The organism is Exiguobacterium sp. s57 (genome assembly GCF_018617685.1).
GTDB lineage: Bacteria > Bacillota > Bacilli > Exiguobacteriales > Exiguobacteriaceae > Exiguobacterium > Exiguobacterium marinum.
In genome coordinates this window covers 103,803-124,470 of sequence record NZ_JACSKR010000002.1, presented here as the reverse complement: position 1 = coordinate 124,470, position 20,668 = coordinate 103,803, and the positions used below count along the sequence as shown (strand labels likewise).

The following is a 20,668-nucleotide window of genomic DNA, read 5'->3' as shown; positions in this document are numbered from 1 at the left end:
ATCCTGCTGTAACGACTCCTATATGATTATCATGTAGGATAAATTCGTCTGACATGATGCGTTTTCATTTCGTTTGCATTTATTTATTTCATTTTTTGTGAAATGAAAAACCATCACGTTTTACAAACCATTCTAATAATCGACATCATCACATCCGGAAACGGATCACGACGCATTATATAAAAAAACAACGAAGTTGGAGGACAAAGAGAGATATGAAGGATTTGATTGTAGTCCGTGGAGGACGTAAACTGTCAGGTACTGTACGCGTTGAGGGAGCAAAAAACGCCGTACTTAAAACATTGGTTGCCACTCTATTAGCTAGCGAAGGAAAGTCAATCTTACAAAATGTACCACGTCTTGCTGACGTGTACACGATTAATAAAGTACTTCGTCACCTCGGTGCAGAGGTATCGTTCAATGAAGAAAAGAATGAAGTAACTGTCGATGCGTCGGGAAACATCAAAGATGAAGCACCGCTTGAGTACGTCCGTAAGATGCGTGCTTCAATCCTCGTCATGGGACCTCTTCTCGCTCGTCTTGGTCATGCTCGTGTAGCGATGCCAGGCGGATGCTCGATCGGCTCACGTCCAATTGACCTCCATTTAAAAGGATTCGAAGCGATGGGTGCGAAGACGGTCATCGGGAACGGATTCGTAGAAGCCTCTGTAGAATGTCGCCTTCAGGGTGCTAAGATTTACTTGGACTTCCCATCTGTTGGTGCGACTGAGAACATCATGATGGCCGCTGTGCTCGCAGAAGGCACAACCATCATCGAGAACGTTGCAAAAGAACCTGAAATCGTAGACCTTGCGAACTTCTTGAACGGAATGGGCGCACACGTACGCGGTGCAGGTACAGAAACGATTCGCATCGAAGGTGTGGAAGCACTCCGCGGCGCAGAGCACTCAATCATTCCTGATCGCATCGAAGCAGGTACATTCCTCGTCGCCGGCGCGATTACAGGAAGTGACATCGAAGTCATCGGCGCAGAACGTGAACATCTTCGTCCACTCATTTCAAAAATGGAAGAGATGGGTGTTCGTTTCGAGGATACTGCTGAAGGCATGCGTGTCTCAGCACCGGATGAGTTGAAGCCGGTTGATGTGAAGACAATGCCACACCCTGGATTCCCGACAGACATGCAATCGCAAATGATGGCACTCGTCTTGAAAGCAGGTGGCACATCTGTCATTACGGAAACGGTGTTCGAGAATCGTTTCATGCACGTGGAAGAGTTCCGTCGCATGAATGCGGATATTAAGATTGAAGGACGTTCAGCAATCGTCAAAGGAGGCGTAGGCCTTCAAGGAGCAGAGGTCGTTGCAACTGACCTTCGTGCTGGAGCATCACTTATTCTCGCAGGTCTCATCGCAGAAAAAGAGACTCGCGTTGGTGATTTATATCATATCGACCGTGGATACGTCGACTTCCACAAGAAACTTCAAGCACTCGGTGCAGACATCGAGCGTATTGAAGGGACTGTCGAAGCTGCTGAAGAAATGGTTCAGAACTAAGAGACGAACACGAAATAGAGGGCGAGGAGAGACTCTTCTCGCTCTTTTCAATGAAGAAACGAACGGAGGAACCTACACATCATGTTTTCAAAAGATATCGGGATTGATTTAGGGACAGCAAATGTTGTCATTCACGTCAAAGGGAAAGGAATCGTCTTAGACGAGCCTTCAGTCGTTGCGATGAAACGTTCTACAGGGAAAGTACTAGCAGTCGGTTCAGAAGCGTATGAGATGGTTGGTCGTACACCTGGTGATATCGTAGCGATTCGTCCTCTCCGTGATGGAGTCATCGCCGATTTCGCCACTACAGAAGAAATGCTCCGTCACTTCATCGATAAAATTCAAGTCCGAGGCTTCTTCGGAGGCATTCGTATGTTGATTTGTACACCTGCGAACGTCACACCGGTCGAAGAAAAAGCGATTCGCGAGGCAGCTGAGAAAGCAGGAGCGAAAGAGGTCTTTCTTGCCGTAGAACCGAAAGCGGCAGCCGTCGGTTCAGGCATGGATATTTGGAAGCCAGTCGGTCACATGATCATCGATATCGGTGGTGGGACGACAGACGTCGCCATCCTCTCGATGGGAGATATCGTCTGCGGTGAAACAATCAAGATTGCCGGGGACCGTTTCGATACGGACATCCTTCGCGCCATCAAAGAAAAGCATAAGCTCATCATCGGGGAGCGTACAGCCGAGCAAATAAAGAAAGAAATTGCAACCGTATTCCCAGGTGGGCGTAACGAAACGATGGATATTCGTGGACGTGACATGGTACGTGGATTGCCACGTACGGTGACCATCACGTCGGAGGAACTTCGCGAAGCAATGGCTGAATCAGCCAATGAAATCGTCGAAGCGACGAAGCGGGTGTTAGAACAGACACCACCAGAACTCGCAGCTGATATTATTGACCGTGGCATCATCATGACAGGTGGAGGATCACTCCTTCACGGCCTTGACCAACTCGTAGCAGAGCGAGTGATGCTTCCAGTCATGATGGCCGAGGAGCCGACACTCAGTGTCGCGCACGGGACAGGCATCATGCTCGAGAACTTAGATCGATTGAAATAAATGACGAAGCGACCGCGCGAGCGGTCGCTTGTTTGTTTAGGTAGACGAGTTTTTCGTTCATAAAATGTTTCTTCATTGCCTATCTCTGGATAAAATTGTATATAATGAAATCAATAATTCAAGAGAGGGGAATCATGATGGCACCGATTTACTAAAGAACTGAACGGAATAAACCAATAAAAACGGAGGACATCATGAACAAACCACTTACGCTTATCACGGGAGTCAGCCGTAATCAAGGGATCGGAGCTGCGATTGCGCGAAAACTTGCCTCTGAAGGACATGACTTGTACTTGACACACTGGAGTTTGTTTGACGCTTCAGAAGGTATCGGAGAAGAAAGAGGTTTTATCGAACGATTGGTTAAAGAATTGACCGAGAGAGGTGCCCGTGTCGAGCACGAGGCTTACGATTTGGCTTCAGGAGACGAACTCGGTCTACTCGATCGAATCGAGGCTAAACTTGGTGTACCGAGCAGATTGATTCATAACGCCACATATGAGCGTCACGTCAATGTCGAGAACTTTGAGACTGCGGTCTTGAGAAAGCATTACATAGTGAATAACGAAGGGGTACTTGGGCTCACATTTGCGTTTATTGAACGCTATAAACAAGCGGGACATCAAGATGGTCGAGTCCTGTTTTTTGTATCGGGAGGGGCGGATGCAGACAACCTAGCCTACATTGCAACGAAAGGCGCTTTGATTGCCATTACACCTGCATTGGCGAACGGATTAGGAAAGTACGGCATTTCGGTGAATGCGCTCGATCCGGGTCCGACAGATACAGGGTGGATTAACGACGAACTTCGCGAACACCTGCTGCCATTGTTTCCGTACAAGCGAGTGGGAACGCCTGAAGATACAGCTCTTTTTGTTTCTTTCTTGATGGGGAGAGACGGGGCATGGGTGAACGGACAACATCTTCATGTGGATGGTGGTTTCACGGGACGCTAATACAAAAAGGCATCTTGCTTTTTGCGAGATGCCTTTTCTTAGTGCCACGTATAGTCTTTGTCGACAAACAAGCGATTTTTCAAGTCCGTTTTTGAAATCGTAGATTCAGTCGCATCAATCCAATCATAATAATCACATGCACAGGTATCACCAAGTTCGATGGAATAGCCATTATTTATCGTATTGACAATAATATCGAGTTCATGTTCAGCTAACGTCTTCTTCAATCGATAAATGGTGTTGTATACGTTGTGTAAGGCGCGTTGTGGTTCATCGATGTCCGGATAAAGTGTTTCAGCAAGCACCCATTTATTAACGACCTGTTTACGATGATAGACCAAATAAGCGAATAACTCCTCCGTTTTTTGCGTTGGCCACTTCACAAGGTTTCCATCTTGTGTTCGTACCGAAAAACGATCCAAGAATTGTATGCGACAAGATTGATGGAGGTTCTTTTGTTGAATTGTCTCATAGCGCTGGATGATACGTGGAATGACATTATGAATCATCTGCTCAGTGATTGGCTTCAACAAGTAATGTGTCGCATGAAGATTGAATGCTTCGACTGCATACTGTTGATGGGCCGTTGTAAAGACGATCTGCGTCCGTTCAGGCAAATAGGTGGCAAGCTCAAGCCCGGTCATTTCAGGCATCTCGATATCTAAAAAGACAAGGTCTACCGGGTGCTTTTGAATAAAAGTGAGAGCTTGAACCGGACTTTGGAACGAACCAATCCACTCAAGAGACGGCTCCTCTTTTATAATCCGCTCCATCATCCCTAAAATATGATGTTCATCTTCAATTAAAATCGTACGCATCTAAGTGATTCGTCCTTTCCTGTTTTAGTAATCGCAATTAAAAGTAAAGGTTAAGTCGAATGTTGCGCCATGGAGGTGCTCAGGTGACTAAGTAGAGGAGCGGCATCGGGTGGTGATGTATAGCAAAGTGCAATCGCGTTTCCAAACGTATTGTAGAGGAAGTGTGTGGTTTGATTTGATGTAACAGTTAACTGGGACGATTGAATTAATCGATTGATGTCGAATCAATAAAGTGAGACTGCCCCCAATTAACTTCACAAGGATGAAGATAAACGTCATTCGAATACGAGTCATGCGCACATCCCCTTCATTCTTTGTGAGTTTCTTGTGAGGACACTGCGTTATTCTTACTATTAGGCGGATGAATTTTTATAGTAGCTCTCCGTCTCATCATCGTACCTGAATTTTTTTTATTTGAACAGAAAAAGGTCATTCACCATACGGAATGAGACACTCTAGGAGTAAAGGAAGAAGGCATTCCATGAAACGTTGGATTGAACAACGCATTAGTCGACAAGTGATAACGATTTTTTATATATTGATTGCTTTAGTGACGTTCACATCGGTTGGGACTTATTTTTATACACAACAATCGATTCAGCAAACGACCGTTCAATTGGAACGGATCAGTGAGCAACGTGCACGCGCAACAGATTTATTTGAGACATGGCAATCGATGCAATACGAGTTAAGAGGTCACGTGCTTCTTGGAGAAAGTGCTCTATTAGAAGAAGTACGAACAGCTCAGACGAATATCAATGAGCAAACGATCTGGTTCGAGACACAAGCAAAAAATGAAGAAGAAGTACAGTTTGCTGAAGATGCGCGCCTCCTCTTTTCTATTTATACGACGCGCGTCATGCCGGCGCTCGAGCAGTATGTGATAGCGAAGCAAGCAGGGGAAGTGGATGAATCATTCCTACAAATGCGCACGGTCGGGCAGTTCATGCCGAAAAATGAGACGTCCACCCAGACGCGATTTAAACTGAATTCAACTAGTGCCGCTGATATGAGTGCGAGTATCGTCGATATGGAGTCGGTCTTTACCGATTATCGACAAAATCTCGATTTTCAAGAAAGTGAATTACGAGACTCGCTGTCGAAACAGTTAGTGAAAGCACAATGGATGTGGCTCTTGATTTTACTCGGGGCACTCTTCTTGTTATTCGTCGGCTTACAACCGTATATTTTAAGACTGACAAATCAATTGCAAACACTGATGGTCAACAGTGAACGACTCTCGAGTAATCCGAATGCGACCCTTATTCCAATCAAACCGTTGAAAAACGAAGTCGGACAGTTATCGAAGGCATTTAATGAAATGGCAACCTCACTTCAAAATCAACAAAGCCAAGTCGACTTAGAACGTGAGAAGACCGCCCGTATTTTGCACACGATGCGGGACTCGATTGTATACACAGAACTTTCAACGAACGAACGTTTTGCGAACAGCGCGCTCTTTGACTTATATGAACACCCGATTCCATCACAGGGGCGGGGGAGCTTATATCCAATCGCGATGCATTACCCGATGTTTATGAATCAACTTGATAATCCAGAGGAACTGAATCGCTTCACTAAGCGTGCGAAAGAAGAAGGTGTGTTCGAGGAAACATACACGTATTCGATGCTTGATGGGCAGAAGACGATTCGGATGTACGCAGAACCGATTGATTTGAATAACGAACGGGTCGGCGTGATTTTCGTATCACGAGATATTACCCAGGAAACAGAAATCAATCGTCTGAAGACAGAGCTCGTGGCGACGGTATCCCATGAGTTACGGACACCACTCACATCAATTCTTGGATTTTCAGAACTTCTGAAAAATCGTAAATTAAAAGAAGAGAAGCGAACTCGATATTTAGAGATGATTACGAGTGAAACAAAACGGCTCGAACGGCTCGTGAGTGATTTGTTAGACGTACAAAAAATGGAGGCGGGAATGGGAACACCGGAATTTCAAGTCGAAAGTTTATTTGAACTGCTGTCCGATATCCTCGAGATTCATGCTGGTTCAACGGAGCATCACTTCTTCCACTTTAACTGTGACGAATCCCTTTTTGTGGGGGGCGACCCGGCGCAGTTGCGTCAAGTATTCTCGAACATCTTGAACAATTCTATAAAATATTCACCAAACGGTGGGGATGTAACGGTTGATGTAACGTGTGAGCAAGACACGATTCAAATCGCCATCACAGATGAAGGACTTGGACTTTCTGACGAAGACGCGGATCGGATTTTCGATAAGTTTTACCGTTCTTCATCGGAAGAGAGTAAACGAATCGGCGGAACCGGTTTAGGTCTATCCATTTGTAAAGAAATCGTTCAACTGCACGGTGGTACGATTGCCGTTCGCTCTCAAATTGGAAAAGGTACAACGATGATGGTTGAGTTACCGATGGTCGACCACGTCAACGAAGAAAGCTCATCCTGATTTTTGGGATGAACTTTTTTTGAAAAAACGGTGAATGTCACGCTCGTTTGGTACGATATAGAGAGTGAATCATGTTATAGGATGAAAGGAAGACGATTATGTTACGCGGATTATATACAGCAGCGGGAGCGATGAATGCCCTGCAACGCCAACAAGAGATTTTGAGCAATAACCTTGGTAATGTCCGAACACCGGGCTTCAAGGCGTCTGACGGCGTGGTCCGATCGTTTCCGGAGATGTTACTCGCGCAAGTCAGTAACCCAGATAACGGGAAGTCGCGTGTGAAAGGAGAGGTAGGAACTCTTTCGATGGGTGTCTATCTTCAAGAAACGATGCCCCGTTTCTCGGCTGGAAGTATCACAGAATCCGGTAGCCCGACAGACCTTTATTTAAAGGCACCTACTGATTTCACGGGAGCTCCGATGTTTGCAGTCGAACAGGGCGAGGAAACATTGTACACGACAAACGGACGCTTCTCGATTGACGAGGCATTGTTCCTTCGCTCTGCGGACGGCGGATATATCCTTTCTGATGAAGGAGAACGGATCCAACTGCCATCAAGTGAGTTCCAAGTAGGAAAAGATGGTGTCATCACATCGCTTGGACAAAACGTGGCGACACTTGGTGCCTATCAAATCGATGACTTGACGACGCTTGAACAAGTCGGAAATGACTGGCGTGTGACGGGTGATGCGCCCGCTCTTGCACAAGTAGAGGTATTGCAAGGATTTATTGAAGAAGCGAACGTCAATCTCGATCAGACGATGGCAGATCTTATGATGACGTATCGTCAGTTTGAAGCCAATCAAAAAGTCGTCCAGGCGTATGATAAAAGTGCCGAGCGGGCAATCGAAATCGCTCGTGTTCGTTAAGGAGGAGAACCATGCAGTCTATTTATAATTCGGTTAACTCCCTGTCCCAACTACAACGTCAATTGGATGTGACAGGTCATAACATTGCGAACGTCGATACGGTCGGGTTCAAGCGGCAGCAGGGACAGTTTGCTTCCTTGTTGTCACAGGCATACAATAACCAACCGCGTCCGGAATTTGAAATTGGCCGTGATACGCCGAATGGGATTCGAATTGGCGTTGGTGGACATGTCGCCGACATCACACAACAATTCAATATCGGACAAGTACGTACGACAGATCGCGGTTTGGACGTCTTCTTAAAGGCGAACCGTCAATTTTTCGTTGTGGACACACCGAATGGCGTCGGTGTGACACGCAGTGGGAATATGCAACTGTCAGTTGGTGACGAGACGACACTTGTCGATGTGAACGGAAACCCGCTTCTTGGAGATGACGGCAATCCGATTACGATGCCGAACGATGCGACGAATCAGCGTATTCGCCAAGATGGCGTAGTCGTCGCAAGCATGAACGGAGTGGAACAAGAATTTGGACGTCTCGACATCGTGGAAGTCCGCAATACATCGGAATTAAGACCGCTTGGGGATAACGTGTTCGCAGCGGATTTGGAGACCGAAGTCGATCGTCCGCTCGGAAATTTATTGATTGAAGGGACACTCGAGTCATCGAACGTTGATTTGACGAAAGAGATGACCGACATGACCATTACACAACGTGCGTATCAAATGAACTCACGGGCCATGTCGATGAGTGATCAAATGATGGGACTTGTCACAGCATTGCGTCCATAACGCATACCGCTTCTCATACCGAGGAGCGGTTTTTATATAACTGAAAGAACAGGAGGGTCAACAGATGCGAATCGTGGTTGCGATGGACTCATTCAAAGGCTCACTTTCGAGTATGGAAGCCAATCAAGCCGTCATGCATGCACTCGATGGGCATGAAGTGATCGCTATTCCGATTTCGGACGGAGGTGAGGGATTTCTTGATGCCTGGTTCACGACACACGAAGATGCGACGGTCGTGGAAGAGGTCGTCCCATGTTTGGATGGAGTAGAACGTACCGCTCGATTTGGTTTCGAACCGTCGACGAAACATGCGGTCATCAAAGTGGCAGAAACGACAGGTTTGACACTTCTCTCGCATGTCGACCCGTGGCGCTACAGTTCAATTGGAGTTGGACATCAGATTGTTCAAGCACTAGACCGTGGAGCAAGCGTGATCACCGTTGGGCTTGGCGGGAGCGGAACGATTGATGGTGGGAAAGGGTTGCTTGAGGCGCTGGGTGTTCGCTTTTTTGATACGTTCGGGTCAGTGTTATCTACTATCCCGCATCAGCTTCATGAGGTAGCATCGATGGATTGGTCACGGCTCGATCCGAGAGTATGCAACGTCGAGTGGCGAATCGCCTCCGATGTGCGTAATCCGCTGATTGGAGAGAACGGGGCAGCGCATGTGTTCGGTCCTCAGAAAGGATTGGCAGCAGATGAAGTAATCCGATATGACGAAATCCTTGAAAGCTATGCGAATTGTTTTGAACAGGATATGAGAATATGGCAGGGAGGAGGGGCAGCTGGAGGCATCGGGTTTGCCTTCTTACAGCTCGGTGCAACATACATGAAAGGCATCGAAGAAGTAGTCAAGTGGTCTAAGATGGAAGAACTGTTGAAAGAGGCAGATTGGCTCATCACAGGAGAAGGAAAGTTTGATGCGCAAAGTCTTGAAGGAAAGGCACCTTATGGATTGGCCCGTCTCGCACATACGTATGAGGTGCCGACACTCGTCTTCACGGGACAATCCGATTATACCTCTCATGTGGAATCCGGCATCGTTGCGATTTTTCCGATCGTGTCACGGGTTATGACGTTAGAAGAAGCGATATGGAAAGCGGCCCCGTTGCTGACAAATGCAGTACGACGTGTACGTCACGTCATTGAAAAAGCGCCTCGACAATAGTCAAGGCGCTTTCGTGTTCACTGGGAACGTTCTTTCAAAAGATCACGAATTTCTGTCAACAATTGTTCTTCTATCGTAGGAATCGGGGCAGCGGCCTCTTCGACTTCCTTCTCACGTTGCAGACGGTTGATGACTTTTACAATCAAGAAGAGTGCAATGGCAATCAAGACGAAAGATACAATTTGTTGAATGAAGTTCCCGTATAGGACGTCGACGCCAAGTACGCTTACTTTTAAACTAGAAAAATCAATTCCTCCAATAATGATTCCGAGAAGCGGCATAAAAATATCGTTGACGAGCGAGTTCACGATGGCTGTGAACGCTGCACCTAATACGACAGCGATCGCCAAATCGATGACATTTCCTCGCATCGCAAATTTTTTAAACTCTTTCCACATAGACAGTCCTCCTGACATTGAATAGCATAAGCGTAGCATATTTTTAAGAAAAGGAAATAATCGTTCACCTTCTGTCAGGGAAGGATGCTTGTTCGACATTTGTGCATAGGGTACACTAAAAAGGTAGCAATCTATGCATTTTAATACCAGGTACTAATATGATATAATCATTTTAGCTGAAAGGATGGTTGGACGTGGCGAACGATGAACAAACGAGTTCGGAAGAACAAAAAGGTTCACCGGAACAAGAGACAGAGCAGAAAAAGCGATCACGATTGTCGAATCATCGTCGATTCCCGATCTTACTGCGTGTACTCGTTGTTTTAGTGTTGGCAATCGCGATGCTCGCACTCGGAGCGATCATTGGATATAGCGTCATTGGCGGAGGCGATTGGAAAGATGTATTTGACATCGAAACATGGCGCCATATCACCGACTTTTGGCTAACCTCTTAAAGGCGGTGGATGGATGTATACAGTTGAGCAAATCAAAGAAGTAATTCCACACAGATACCCGTTTCTGTTAATTGATCGAATTTTAGAAGTCGAGGAAAAGAAGCGTGCTGTCGGATTAAAAAATGTCACGGCGAACGAAGAGTTCTTTAACGGGCATTTCCCAGACTATAACGTCATGCCAGGCGTCTTGATTGTTGAGGCACTCGCACAGGTCGGTGCTTTCGCGATGTTGAAAGACGAATCAAATCGAGGCAAGCTCGCCTTTTTCGCAGGGATTGACAACTGTCGTTTCAAACGTCAAGTCGTTCCGGGCGATCAGCTGCGTCTTGAGGTGGAAATCATGAAAATACGTGGCCCAATCGGTAAAGGACGTGCCGTGGCTACGGTAGATGGAGAAGTTGCTTGTGAAGCAGAACTCACTTTCGCCTTGAAGTAAGGAGAAATGGGATGCGTGCTTTAGTAATTGTGTTACTAGTTGGCTTAATGACGATTGTGGGCTGTCAGCAACTACAGACGGAAGAGTCGAAAGAAGAAAATGTCGTCTATGAACAAAATGTGGATGAGACGATGATTGAGAAGCGTGCCGGACAATCCGATGCGATTGCCGTTTCACTCGAACGTACGAATAGTACAACGATGCTCTTTACGATTCGGATGCTTGAAAATCGTCGCCTCGACCCGACGACTGTCATGAGTTATGAGGTCGATGGGGAACGGATTGCGATTCCGTTTGGTGAATTGATTGCAGAACGGGAAGAAGACATTCGAACGTATGAATATCAGACAGACGTAGACCCTGAACTTTTCGTATCGGAAACACTTCCGCTCTTCTATCTCGTAGAGGAAGGCGAATCAGAAGTCACGATTCCGCTCGAAATTGTCAATTCGACAAATATTGAATAGAAACAGACGATTTTGTCGAAAATCGTCTGTTTTTTTGTGGAGATTGATGCGTTCTATCCGATACAAAGAGTAAGGACAGAATGGAGGAGATTGAGATGAAACAGAAATCACAATCTTTACAGACACGCATTTTAGCAGCGATGTTAGTCTTCGTCACGTTGCTCATCGTCACGTTCGGGGTCGTTCAGTATTTTAGTACGAAACATTCCGTACTCAGCACGCTTCATGCGACGATGATTGAGGACGGCGAACGAATTAATGAGGAGTTCGATGCAGATGCATATACATCCTTTTTGGGGAATCCGTCAAAAAATGAACAATATGAACAGTTTCGTGAATATCTAGATACATATCGCCAACAAATCGGAGCTATGTATGTGTATACGATTGCCACAGAGGATGAAGACGTTCAAATCATCGTGGATGGCTTGAATTCGGCAGATGCAGCGGACATCGGGACGTCGACCACAGCGCTGACGTATGAAAGAGTAGAGGCAGCATTTCAAGGAAAGACCGTCACGACCGATATCATCGATGATCCGGCATACGGGGAGTATGTCACTGTGCTCATCCCAATCAAACGCGGTAGCGAGGTCGTTGGTGTACTCGGCATCGATAAAGCTGCAACCGAAGTCGCAGCGATTACGGGAGAAGTATTGAAAGAGAGTTTACTCCCAATCCTCATCGGCTTCCTCATCTTACTTGTGGTGTCAGCCGTCGTTATTTGGCGTTATCTTGGATGGAAGTTGCGACCGCTCCGATCGCTAGAGCGCGTGGCGACCTCAATTGCGGAAGGTGATTTGGCGACAGCAACGAATGAGGTCGAGAAAATTCATCTGAAATCGGACGATGAAATTAAGCGTCTCACGGCATCGATGGACAAAATGACTCGTATGTTGAAAGATTTGATTTCCGGTATTCAAACGTCGGCACAGACGGTACGTGACGAGAGCGGCAACGTCTCAGGCATCTCAGAAGAAGTGAATGATGCCTCTCGACAAATTGCCTATACGATGGAAGAAATCGCGAGTGGTGTCGAAAACCAAAGTGTGTTGACGATGCGTCTATATGGACATATGAATGAATTTTCGACGCTTGTCGAGCAAACGACATCTGATGGAGAGCAAGTGAGCGAACAGGCAGAGGTCGTCAGTCGGGTGACGATGGACGGTCTGAGTTATATGGAAAGTGCTGTCGACAAAATGACACATATCCATACGCAGGTGAAGACGTCACAAGGACAAGTTCGAGACTTTGAACAACAAGCCGACGAGGTGACTGAACTCGTGACGATGATTCGACAAATCTCGCAACAGACGAATTTACTCGCACTGAACGCGGCGATTGAAGCAGCTCGTGCCGGTGAGCACGGAAAAGGATTTGCGGTCGTCGCTTCAGAGATTCGTAAACTGTCCGACAGTGTTGCTGATTCCGTCAGTGAGATTTCGGAGATTGTCGGAAGCGTCAAACAAAACTCGATTGCGCTCGGGGAAACGTTTACAGAAAGCATGACAGCGGCTGAGGAAGGTAAAGCGACACTCGAATCGACGAAGCATGCTTTCACTGAAATCGAACAGAGTGTCCGTCATATGCAACAGTTGACCGGATCGATGCGTGGTCAACTAGACCGAGTGAAGACGAATCAAGACCAGATTCAACACGGGTTGTCCGAAATTGCTTCAATTTCGGAAGAGAGCACGGCTGGGAATGAAGAAGTGGCTGCATCAACTGAACAGATGTCAGCGACGAGTGAGACGATGAACCGTCTCGTCAAAGACTTGTCAAGTACGGCAGAGTCGATGCAACAGATGAGTCAGAAGTTCAAGTTGTAAACAGTCTCACTTCAGACAGACCTCTCGCGTGTCCGCTATAATGGGCGCAAAGGAGGTTTTTTTATGCAACAATTCTCTAGTGAACTGACACAATTTCGTGGAAGTCATTATGATTTCGGTCGATTTCAAGGTAAATATATAAAGCGAAGTCAATTGCTTGAGAATCGGACGGATCAATGGAAACTACGTGTCCCCCGATTTGAGATTGATGCCACAGAGGCGAGGGCTGCTTTTGAGGAGTTCGCTCCAAAGATTTGGGAAGAGTTGATTGGCCTCCAAGATGAGCTAAAATTATCACTCAATGATACACTGCTTCATTTCGGGCATTTCCGCGTCAATAATCCAATCAGCGGATGTTCGATTCTGACGGGAGATAACTTTCTCGTCCGCAATTACGACTACCATCCAATGACGTATGACGGACGTTACAACGTCTTTCAGCCCGATGATGGATATGCAGTCATCGGACCGGTCTCTCGCATTACGGGTCGGATGGACGGGATGAATGAAAAAGGACTCGCCATGGGCTATAACTTCATCAATCGTCGTCGACCTGGAGACGGCTTCGTCTGTCAGATGATCGGACGCATCATTCTCGAAACATGCGCGACGGTGGAAGAAGCGGTCGACTTATTAAAAGAGATTCCGCATCGCGGCTCATTTACGTACGTCGTTCATGACAAGTCGTCGAAAACACGTGTGATTGAGGCGACGCCCCGTGACATTCAAGTCCGCGAATCAAATATCTGCACGAATCATTTCGAACTATTGCAACATGAGAATCGCTACCACCTTGATGATTCCACGCGTCGCATGATGGAAATCAAAGTGGTGCAACACTTGATTCAAGATGCGGAAAGCGCGTTTCGTCTCATGAACGACTCCGATAAAGGAGTCTTCTCTGAACTTTATAAAAGTTGGGCCGGGACGATTCACACGGCCGCCTATTTCCCGGAAACACTCGAGACATGGTTTGCGCTCGGCGGGGACCGCGACCCGTTCATCTTCGACTTCCAAAAGTGGCTCGACGGGGAAGACTTCGATATTCATGCGCTGGACGGTGAACTCTCGACCGATATCGAGTTTGCGAACACGGTTCAACTTTGGCGCTGACGTTTGTCAGTGCTTTTTTTCGAGAAACGGGAATACACATAACAGGAGGGATGGACGATGAAACGATTTGGTATCATACTCATTATGTTGACGCTCGTCACATTGCTTGGAGGCTGTGTACCGGGTGATGGAACGTACACGACAGACCCGGCAGGTTTTTTCTGGGGCATTTGGCATGGATGGATTGCACCGATCTCACTTATCTTAGGGTTATTCAATGATACGTACCGTGTTTATGAAGTGAATAACACGGGCTGGTTTTACGATTTAGGATTTTACATCGCCGTGATTAGTGGATTTGGTGGATTGACGTTGACGCGGAAGAGTCGGGGATAATCTTGAGTGGCCCAAAGTGGTCACTCTTTTTTAAAATCTTTTTTACCGTAAACGCTTGCATTAAAATATTTTTCGTATTATGATTCAGGTGAAAATGATTTTAAGGAGGAATTATTCATGTCACGTCTCTTTGAACGAGCGCAACAATTCGGGAAATCGTTCATGTTGCCGATTGCTGTCTTACCGGCAGCAGGACTATTGTTAGGGATTGGGGGCGCATTGTCTAACCCAAATACGGTACAAGCATATCCGTTTCTTGACATCGACTGGTTGCAACATCTGTTCACGATTATGGCAGCCGCAGGTTCGATTGTATTTGCGAACTTGGCTGTATTATTTGCTATCGGTGTCGCTGTTGGACTTGCGAAGTCTGATAAAGGAACGGCCGGTTTGGCGGCAATGCTTGGTTATTTGATTATGAATGCGACCATCAACGCTATGCTTCAGATTACAGGAGAGTTGATGGAAACGAACTTAGCAAGTGCCGGTCAAGGAATGGCACTTGGAATCCAAACACTCGAAACCGGTGTGTTTGGCGGGATATTGATTGGGATTGTCACGGCACTCTTGCATAACCGCTATAACAAGCAAGTACTTCCACAGTTTCTCGGCTTCTTCAGCGGATCACGCTTTGTGCCGATTATTACATCATTCGTGGCGATTGGTGTTGGGATTGGACTCTATTTCATTTGGCCGACGGTACAGAATGGGATTTTCTCACTAGGTGGTATCGTTGAGAAAACAGGTTATATTGGAACGTTCATCTATGGGTTCGTCCTAAGGATGCTTGGGCCATTCGGGTTGCACCATATTTTCTACATTCCGTTTTGGACTACTGGACTCGGGGGCTCAATGGTCATCGACGGTACATTGATTGAAGGAACACAAAAGATTTTCTTCGCACAATTGGCTGATCCAAATACGACACAGTTCTATGAGGGGACAGCGCGTTTCATGTCTGGACGATTCATCACGATGATGTTTGGTCTTCTCGGTGCAGCGCTTGCGATGTATCACTGTGCCAAACCAGAGCAAAAGAAAGTCGTATTCGGTCTCTTGTTTTCTGCCGCACTCACATCGTTCTTGACGGGAATCACGGAACCGCTCGAATTCGCGTTCTTATTCGTGGCGCCAGTCCTCTATTTGGTCCATGCCATCTTTGATGGACTTGCCTTTATGATGGCTCACATCTTTGAGATTACAATTGGTCAAACGTTTTCCGGAGGATTCATCGACTTTATTTTATTCGGGGTTTTACAAGGGAATGACAAGACGAACTGGATGCTCGTACCGGTCATCGGTGCCTTCTGGTTCTTGCTCTACTACGTTACGTTCCGCTTCCTAATCACGAAGTTCAACTTCATGACACCAGGACGCTCGGATGAGGTAGCGAAGACGGCAGACATCGCAGCATCAGGTCGTACAACAGCCATCATTGCGGCACTAGGTGGCGATGACAATATTGAGACGGTCGATTGCTGCGCGACACGCCTCCGCGTTACCGTTAACGACAATCAACATGTCCGTGAAGACTTGTTGAAAGAGACAGGCGCGCACGGGGTGGTTCAAAAAGGGAATGGGATTCAGGTAATCTACGGTCCTTCTGTTACAATTATTAAGAATGAAGTCCAAGAGGCGTTAGGCCGGGGCGAATAACAAATGTGTTGGAGGGAAGAACCGTGTGGGAGCAAATGAAGCACGTGTATTCAGAAATGACAGACAGTGAGAAAAAGATTGCGGATTATCTGATGGCAAACATGAATGAGGCAATCGAAATGAACATTACCGATTTAGCAAATGCGATTACGACTTCTCCAGGAACCATCACGCGGTTTTGCAAAAAAATCGGAGTGGGAAGTTATAGTTCACTGAAGCTCATGATGCAAAAGACGTTGACGGAAACGAATTTGCCCCAAACAACTTCGCTCGAACCGATGCAGCGATCATATATTGAATTGATTCAGACAACCGCTCATTTGATTGATCAAGACGAGTTGCTCGCTATTTGTAAGGAAATTACTTCGAGCCGTTCCATCCATTTGTATGGATTGGGCAACGCTGGACTGGTTGCTCAAGAGATGGAATACAGGTTGAGACGGATGGGACTGTTGGCAACTACGGCTTTTGATAGTCATAGCATGGTCATGGACGCGTCGATTGTCACTGCAGAAGATTTGGTCATTGCTTTCTCAAACAGTGGAGAAAGTCGAGAAGTCGTCCAAGCCGTTCAACTCGCAAAAGAATCGGGCTGTACGACAGTCGCGTTCGTCGGATATCAGCATTCGCCACTTGCCGAGCTTGCCGACTATCGTTTGTTGACCGCCGGTGCGTCAGGAGAGGCATTCTTGATTAATACCCAACTCCCGCTTCTCTTTACGGCGGATGCGGTGACGAAAACATTGATGGAGACGAATGAAGCATTAAAAGCGCACTATATGCGAACGCTTAAAGCGCTTGATCGTTTAAAAGAAAGAAGTGAATAATCAGTATGACAACATTACCGACTGGATTGATTGTTTCGTGCCAGGCTTTAGAAGATGAACCGCTCCATAGTGAGTTCATTATGGGACGGATGGCCATCGCGGCCGTTCAAGGTGGCGCCAAAGGAATTCGGGCCAATTCAGCGAAAGATATTCAAGAAATTAAAAAACAGGTCGCTGTTCCGATTATCGGCATCGTCAAACGTGACTATGAAGACAGTGACGTTTTTATCACGGCAACGATGAAAGAAGTCGAAGAGTTGATTGAAGTCGGCGTGGACGTAATCGCCCTCGATGCGACACAACGCCTCCGACCGAACGGGGTGACGCTTCAAGAGTTGGTGCATGCCATTCGTTCGATTTATCCGAAACAGGCAATCATGGCGGATTGTGCAACACTCAACGATTGTATCGAAGCGGATCGTCTTGGTTTTGACTATATTTCGACAACGCTACATGGATATACAAAAGAGACAAACGGATCTCTCCTCTACCATGATGATTTCAAGTTTCTAAAAGATGTGTTACACCACGTGTCTCGACCGGTTATCGCAGAAGGGAATATTTTGACACCTGAGATGGCGAAGCGTTGTGTGAATTTAGGAACATATGCTGTCGTCGTAGGTGGAGCGATTACTCGCCCGCATCAAATTACCGCACGGTTTGATGAGGCACTCGCTTCCAGTTTGAAGAGTTCATAAGTTTTTTGGAAAGATATATATAGACTTTCGATTGATTTGCACCTTAAGTGAGAGTCCGAAAAGAGAACATTGCCAGTACAGAGCTTGAAAAACATATGACAAATTATGAAGCGGTCTAGAATTCAGATATCTAGACCGCTTTTTCCTGCTGTATTTGAGTAAAGGATACAGCAGGAATAGCATAATCCGTCACAACACCGTCATAACAAAAACATAAAAAATATGAAGGAGCAACTTAAAAAAATATAAAGCGTGCTAATCTTTTTTATAGGGTGGTGAAAAGAATGAAACGAGTCCGTCGTATGCGAGAAACATTTCGGGGGAGATTGTTATTTGATTTTATTTTACTCATTATTGTCTCAGGTTTCTTTTCTTTAGTTATCTATTTATTCGATACCATACAAGGTGTGAAAGAAGAGTTTGTACAACAGGAAGTGGCCACGAAACAAATGCAGTCGATTGTGTATGATTACATTGAGCAAAGTAGACAAGTTATTCAAACGACTGCAGACAATGTCGAAACCCTTCGTTCAACAGGTTCATCTGTAGCTGTTGAACAGGAGATGATTGATCATATTAAAACGCACAATCCACGCTTTGAGAATTTATATATCGCTGATGAGGGCGGACGTACCATCGCTTTTTCACCGAAAGTAAATGGGGACGGACAGTCTAATATCGGGCTTGATTTTAGTAATCGTTTTTACTTCAAACAACTTCAAATGACGAGAGACACATACGTCTCTCATGTATTCCAAGGACGTGGAGGTAGCCAAAAACCTTTGATTGTCATTGCAACACCGATATTCTCCGAAGAAGATGATATGTCAGGTTACATATTAGGTGCCTTAAGTTTAGAAGGGATTGGAGAGACCTTGATTGCCAACAATTTTAATCAAGAACAATTTCCGGTAGTCGTGGATGATCGAGATCAGATTGTGTTCCATCCAAACACATACCCGTCTAAAGAAGTGAAAGCGGTTACGATGAATCCGGATGAGCATGGAGAGCGAATGTGGGGAAATGTTTGGCGAGTTTTTGATGAAGAAAAACAGCAGTCTCAATTTGTCACATATGAAGTGGTACCCGAGTATGGATGGACGGTTTGGATTGCTCGTCCGGTGGAAAGTGTAGTGGCTTCTGTTATAAAAACAATTATTCCAAACACATTGTTATTTTTAATGATTGCGACCATTATGTTTATCCTAGGCTCTATACTTTCCCGTAAACTAAATCGTTCGCTTGCGGATTTTATGAATCAAACCGAACTGCTCGTTGAACACAACGAACCCTCTCACGTCGTTAGGCACTTGCAATCCATTCGTGCCCCGAAAGAGATCATTGAATTGGCTAAACGTTTTGAACATATGGCCGAACATGTTCGGGAGAGCCAAGAAAATTTACGTCAATTGAATGAGGCATTAGAAGAAAAGGTATCTCGCCGAACGAAAGAATTAGAACAAAATAACTTAGAGCTAAAGGCGCTCAATCAATTTATGACATCGTTTCGTCATGCGCCGAACATCATTTCACTTGTACAAAGTACATTACAAGATATGGCATCTATTTTGCCATATCCTTTGTTTGTCTCCTTGCCGAATCAAGTCATTTCAAAAGACGCAATCTTATCACAAGAGAGCTTGTGTGAATTTTTAGATGCACAGCAAAAAGGTTATCGGTTTTATACGAACCATTTATATTTTGGAGGACGTGCAGGTGGCATGTTATTGGTCGGATTAACAGCCGATCAAACCATCTCTAAGCGAGAAGAAATTTTTTTACACACACTTAGTGATGCTTTTTCCATCCTTCTCGATAATAAAGTGTTGGTCGATGAGACGACAAAACAGAACGCCTTGTGGAATGCGACATTAAGTAGTATGTCCGAAGGTGTAATCGTGTTAAATGAAAGTGGAGAAATTGAGTATGTGAACCGCTTTATGGAGCTGAATTTCGAGTTATCTCAATCTGATCAAGTGGAGGATTGGGATACGGTTATGAAGCTCTATGGTGATGAGAAAGACATCTCTAGATTATTTATTGACGATCAAATCTTCCACGTACAACCGTTTTCAGTGATTGGCTCATCCGACACTATCGGACAAGGATACATCGTGCGCGACGTCACTCGTGAAGTAGAAATCGATCAATTAAAGGATAATTTAATTTCACTAGCATCTCATGAATTTAAAACACCGCTCACAAACATTCGTGGAAGCATCGAAACGTTGATGAGGACCGACGTCTCATGGGATAGCTCGTTCCGAACTGAATTGTTACAAGGGATCCAAGAAGATGCGCAACGAATCCGTCAACTTATTGATGACTGGTTAGACATCACTAAAATTGAATCTGGAAACTTTCCTGTTGAACTTGAAGCGGTCTTGTTCATCCCTTATGTAAAAGCCATCATAAAAGAGCTGCAAATTGAAGAATATACAACGTACGAATGGAATGGACCAACCGTAGTCGAAGTCGATTTTAATCGATTTCGGCAAGTACTCGTCAATTTATTGACGAATGCGGTTCGATACAGTGACGGTTCACCCAAGATTCAGATTCTGACAGAAGAGACAAACGAGTCTTGGCAACTCGTCATTGAAGATCAAGGGATTGGCATTCGTCACGATCATGTAAATCGGATTTTTGATCGCTTTTATCAAGTAGAAATGAAATCAACGAGACGAAAAGGCGGGACCGGTCTCGGGTTAGCAATTTGCAAAGGAATCATTGAAGCCCACGGTGGGAATATTCGAGTCGAGAGTGAGTTAGGTCATGGAACCCGATTCTTTCTAACAATGCCAAAAGGGGAGGACTAAG

19 protein-coding genes are annotated in these 20,668 nt (G+C 45.7%); 17 read left to right on the top strand and 2 right to left on the bottom strand.

The window, feature by feature from the left end; genetic code table 11:
• The first annotated feature begins 215 nt into the window (after window positions 1-215).
• The 3 genes from murA to KNO98_RS06960 all read left to right on the top strand — a co-directional run bounded on the left by murA (window position 216) and on the right by KNO98_RS06960 (window position 3,541).
• On the top strand, window positions 216-1,517 hold the full coding sequence (murA, locus tag KNO98_RS06970; RefSeq protein WP_214700159.1) for a UDP-N-acetylglucosamine 1-carboxyvinyltransferase: 1,302 nt from the start codon (window positions 216-218) through the stop codon (window positions 1,515-1,517).
• Between the two features lie 81 nt (window positions 1,518-1,598).
• Complete coding sequence (mreB, locus tag KNO98_RS06965; protein WP_214700157.1) at window positions 1,599-2,585, top strand: rod shape-determining protein; 987 nt, start codon at window positions 1,599-1,601, stop codon at window positions 2,583-2,585.
• Window positions 2,586-2,779: 194 nt separating this feature from the next.
• The gene (locus tag KNO98_RS06960; protein WP_214700155.1) at window positions 2,780-3,541 is read left to right on the top strand and encodes an SDR family oxidoreductase; all 762 of its coding nucleotides are present in this window, start codon (window positions 2,780-2,782) and stop codon (window positions 3,539-3,541) included.
• 38 nt (window positions 3,542-3,579) lie between these two features.
• Here KNO98_RS06960 and KNO98_RS06955 read toward each other — a convergent pair whose 3' ends face one another.
• A complete protein-coding gene (locus KNO98_RS06955) occupies window positions 3,580-4,359 on the bottom strand; it encodes a response regulator (RefSeq protein ID WP_214700153.1) in 780 nt (259 codons plus the stop codon).
• A 481-nt stretch (window positions 4,360-4,840) separates the two neighbouring features.
• Here KNO98_RS06955 and KNO98_RS06950 point away from each other — a divergent pair, with 481 nt between their 5' ends.
• The 4 genes from KNO98_RS06950 to KNO98_RS06935 all read left to right on the top strand — a co-directional run bounded on the left by KNO98_RS06950 (window position 4,841) and on the right by KNO98_RS06935 (window position 9,630).
• Window positions 4,841-6,796: an ATP-binding protein gene (locus tag KNO98_RS06950; protein WP_214700151.1), complete on the top strand. Its 1,956-nt coding sequence runs from the start codon at window positions 4,841-4,843 to the stop codon at window positions 6,794-6,796.
• A gap of 98 nt (window positions 6,797-6,894) precedes the next feature.
• A complete protein-coding gene (locus KNO98_RS06945) occupies window positions 6,895-7,668 on the top strand; it encodes a flagellar hook-basal body protein (protein ID WP_214700149.1) in 774 nt (257 codons plus the stop codon).
• Window positions 7,669-7,679: 11 nt separating this feature from the next.
• Window positions 7,680-8,462: a flagellar hook-basal body protein gene (locus KNO98_RS06940; protein WP_214700147.1), complete on the top strand. Its 783-nt coding sequence runs from the start codon at window positions 7,680-7,682 to the stop codon at window positions 8,460-8,462.
• Between the two features lie 64 nt (window positions 8,463-8,526).
• The gene (locus tag KNO98_RS06935; RefSeq protein WP_214700145.1) at window positions 8,527-9,630 is read left to right on the top strand and encodes a glycerate kinase family protein; all 1,104 of its coding nucleotides are present in this window, start codon (window positions 8,527-8,529) and stop codon (window positions 9,628-9,630) included.
• Between the two features lie 17 nt (window positions 9,631-9,647).
• Here KNO98_RS06935 and mscL read toward each other — a convergent pair whose 3' ends face one another.
• Window positions 9,648-10,028, bottom strand: coding sequence for a large conductance mechanosensitive channel protein MscL (mscL, locus tag KNO98_RS06930; protein ID WP_214700143.1), 381 nt, complete (start codon window positions 10,026-10,028; stop codon window positions 9,648-9,650).
• Between the two features lie 194 nt (window positions 10,029-10,222).
• Here mscL and KNO98_RS06925 point away from each other — a divergent pair, with 194 nt between their 5' ends.
• From KNO98_RS06925 to KNO98_RS06880, 10 genes are all read left to right on the top strand, one after another.
• The gene (locus tag KNO98_RS06925) at window positions 10,223-10,483 is read left to right on the top strand and encodes a DNA-directed RNA polymerase subunit beta (protein ID WP_026825107.1); all 261 of its coding nucleotides are present in this window, start codon (window positions 10,223-10,225) and stop codon (window positions 10,481-10,483) included.
• Window positions 10,484-10,496: 13 nt separating this feature from the next.
• Window positions 10,497-10,919: a 3-hydroxyacyl-ACP dehydratase FabZ gene (gene fabZ, locus KNO98_RS06920; protein ID WP_026825108.1), complete on the top strand. Its 423-nt coding sequence runs from the start codon at window positions 10,497-10,499 to the stop codon at window positions 10,917-10,919.
• Between the two features lie 11 nt (window positions 10,920-10,930).
• Window positions 10,931-11,386, top strand: a complete 456-nt coding sequence (locus KNO98_RS06915) for a hypothetical protein (protein WP_214700141.1) — start codon at window positions 10,931-10,933, stop codon at window positions 11,384-11,386.
• A 95-nt stretch (window positions 11,387-11,481) separates the two neighbouring features.
• On the top strand, window positions 11,482-13,218 hold the full coding sequence (locus KNO98_RS06910) for a methyl-accepting chemotaxis protein (RefSeq protein ID WP_214700139.1): 1,737 nt from the start codon (window positions 11,482-11,484) through the stop codon (window positions 13,216-13,218).
• Between the two features lie 63 nt (window positions 13,219-13,281).
• Complete coding sequence (locus tag KNO98_RS06905) at window positions 13,282-14,331, top strand: C45 family autoproteolytic acyltransferase/hydrolase (RefSeq protein ID WP_214700137.1); 1,050 nt, start codon at window positions 13,282-13,284, stop codon at window positions 14,329-14,331.
• 57 nt (window positions 14,332-14,388) lie between these two features.
• Window positions 14,389-14,667, top strand: coding sequence for a hypothetical protein (locus KNO98_RS06900; protein WP_012727334.1), 279 nt, complete (start codon window positions 14,389-14,391; stop codon window positions 14,665-14,667).
• Between the two features lie 117 nt (window positions 14,668-14,784).
• Window positions 14,785-16,323, top strand: a complete 1,539-nt coding sequence (locus tag KNO98_RS06895; RefSeq protein WP_026825113.1) for a maltose/glucose-specific PTS transporter subunit IIC — start codon at window positions 14,785-14,787, stop codon at window positions 16,321-16,323.
• Between the two features lie 23 nt (window positions 16,324-16,346).
• Entirely contained in the window at window positions 16,347-17,150 is an 804-nt protein-coding gene (locus KNO98_RS06890) for a MurR/RpiR family transcriptional regulator (RefSeq protein ID WP_026825114.1), read from the top strand.
• Between the two features lie 5 nt (window positions 17,151-17,155).
• Window positions 17,156-17,848 (top strand): N-acetylmannosamine-6-phosphate 2-epimerase, encoded by a 693-nt coding sequence (locus KNO98_RS06885; protein ID WP_214700135.1) that lies wholly within the window; start codon window positions 17,156-17,158, stop codon window positions 17,846-17,848.
• Between the two features lie 284 nt (window positions 17,849-18,132).
• A complete protein-coding gene (locus tag KNO98_RS06880) occupies window positions 18,133-20,667 on the top strand; it encodes an ATP-binding protein (RefSeq protein ID WP_214700133.1) in 2,535 nt (844 codons plus the stop codon).
• Window position 20,668: the final 1 nt, after the last annotated feature.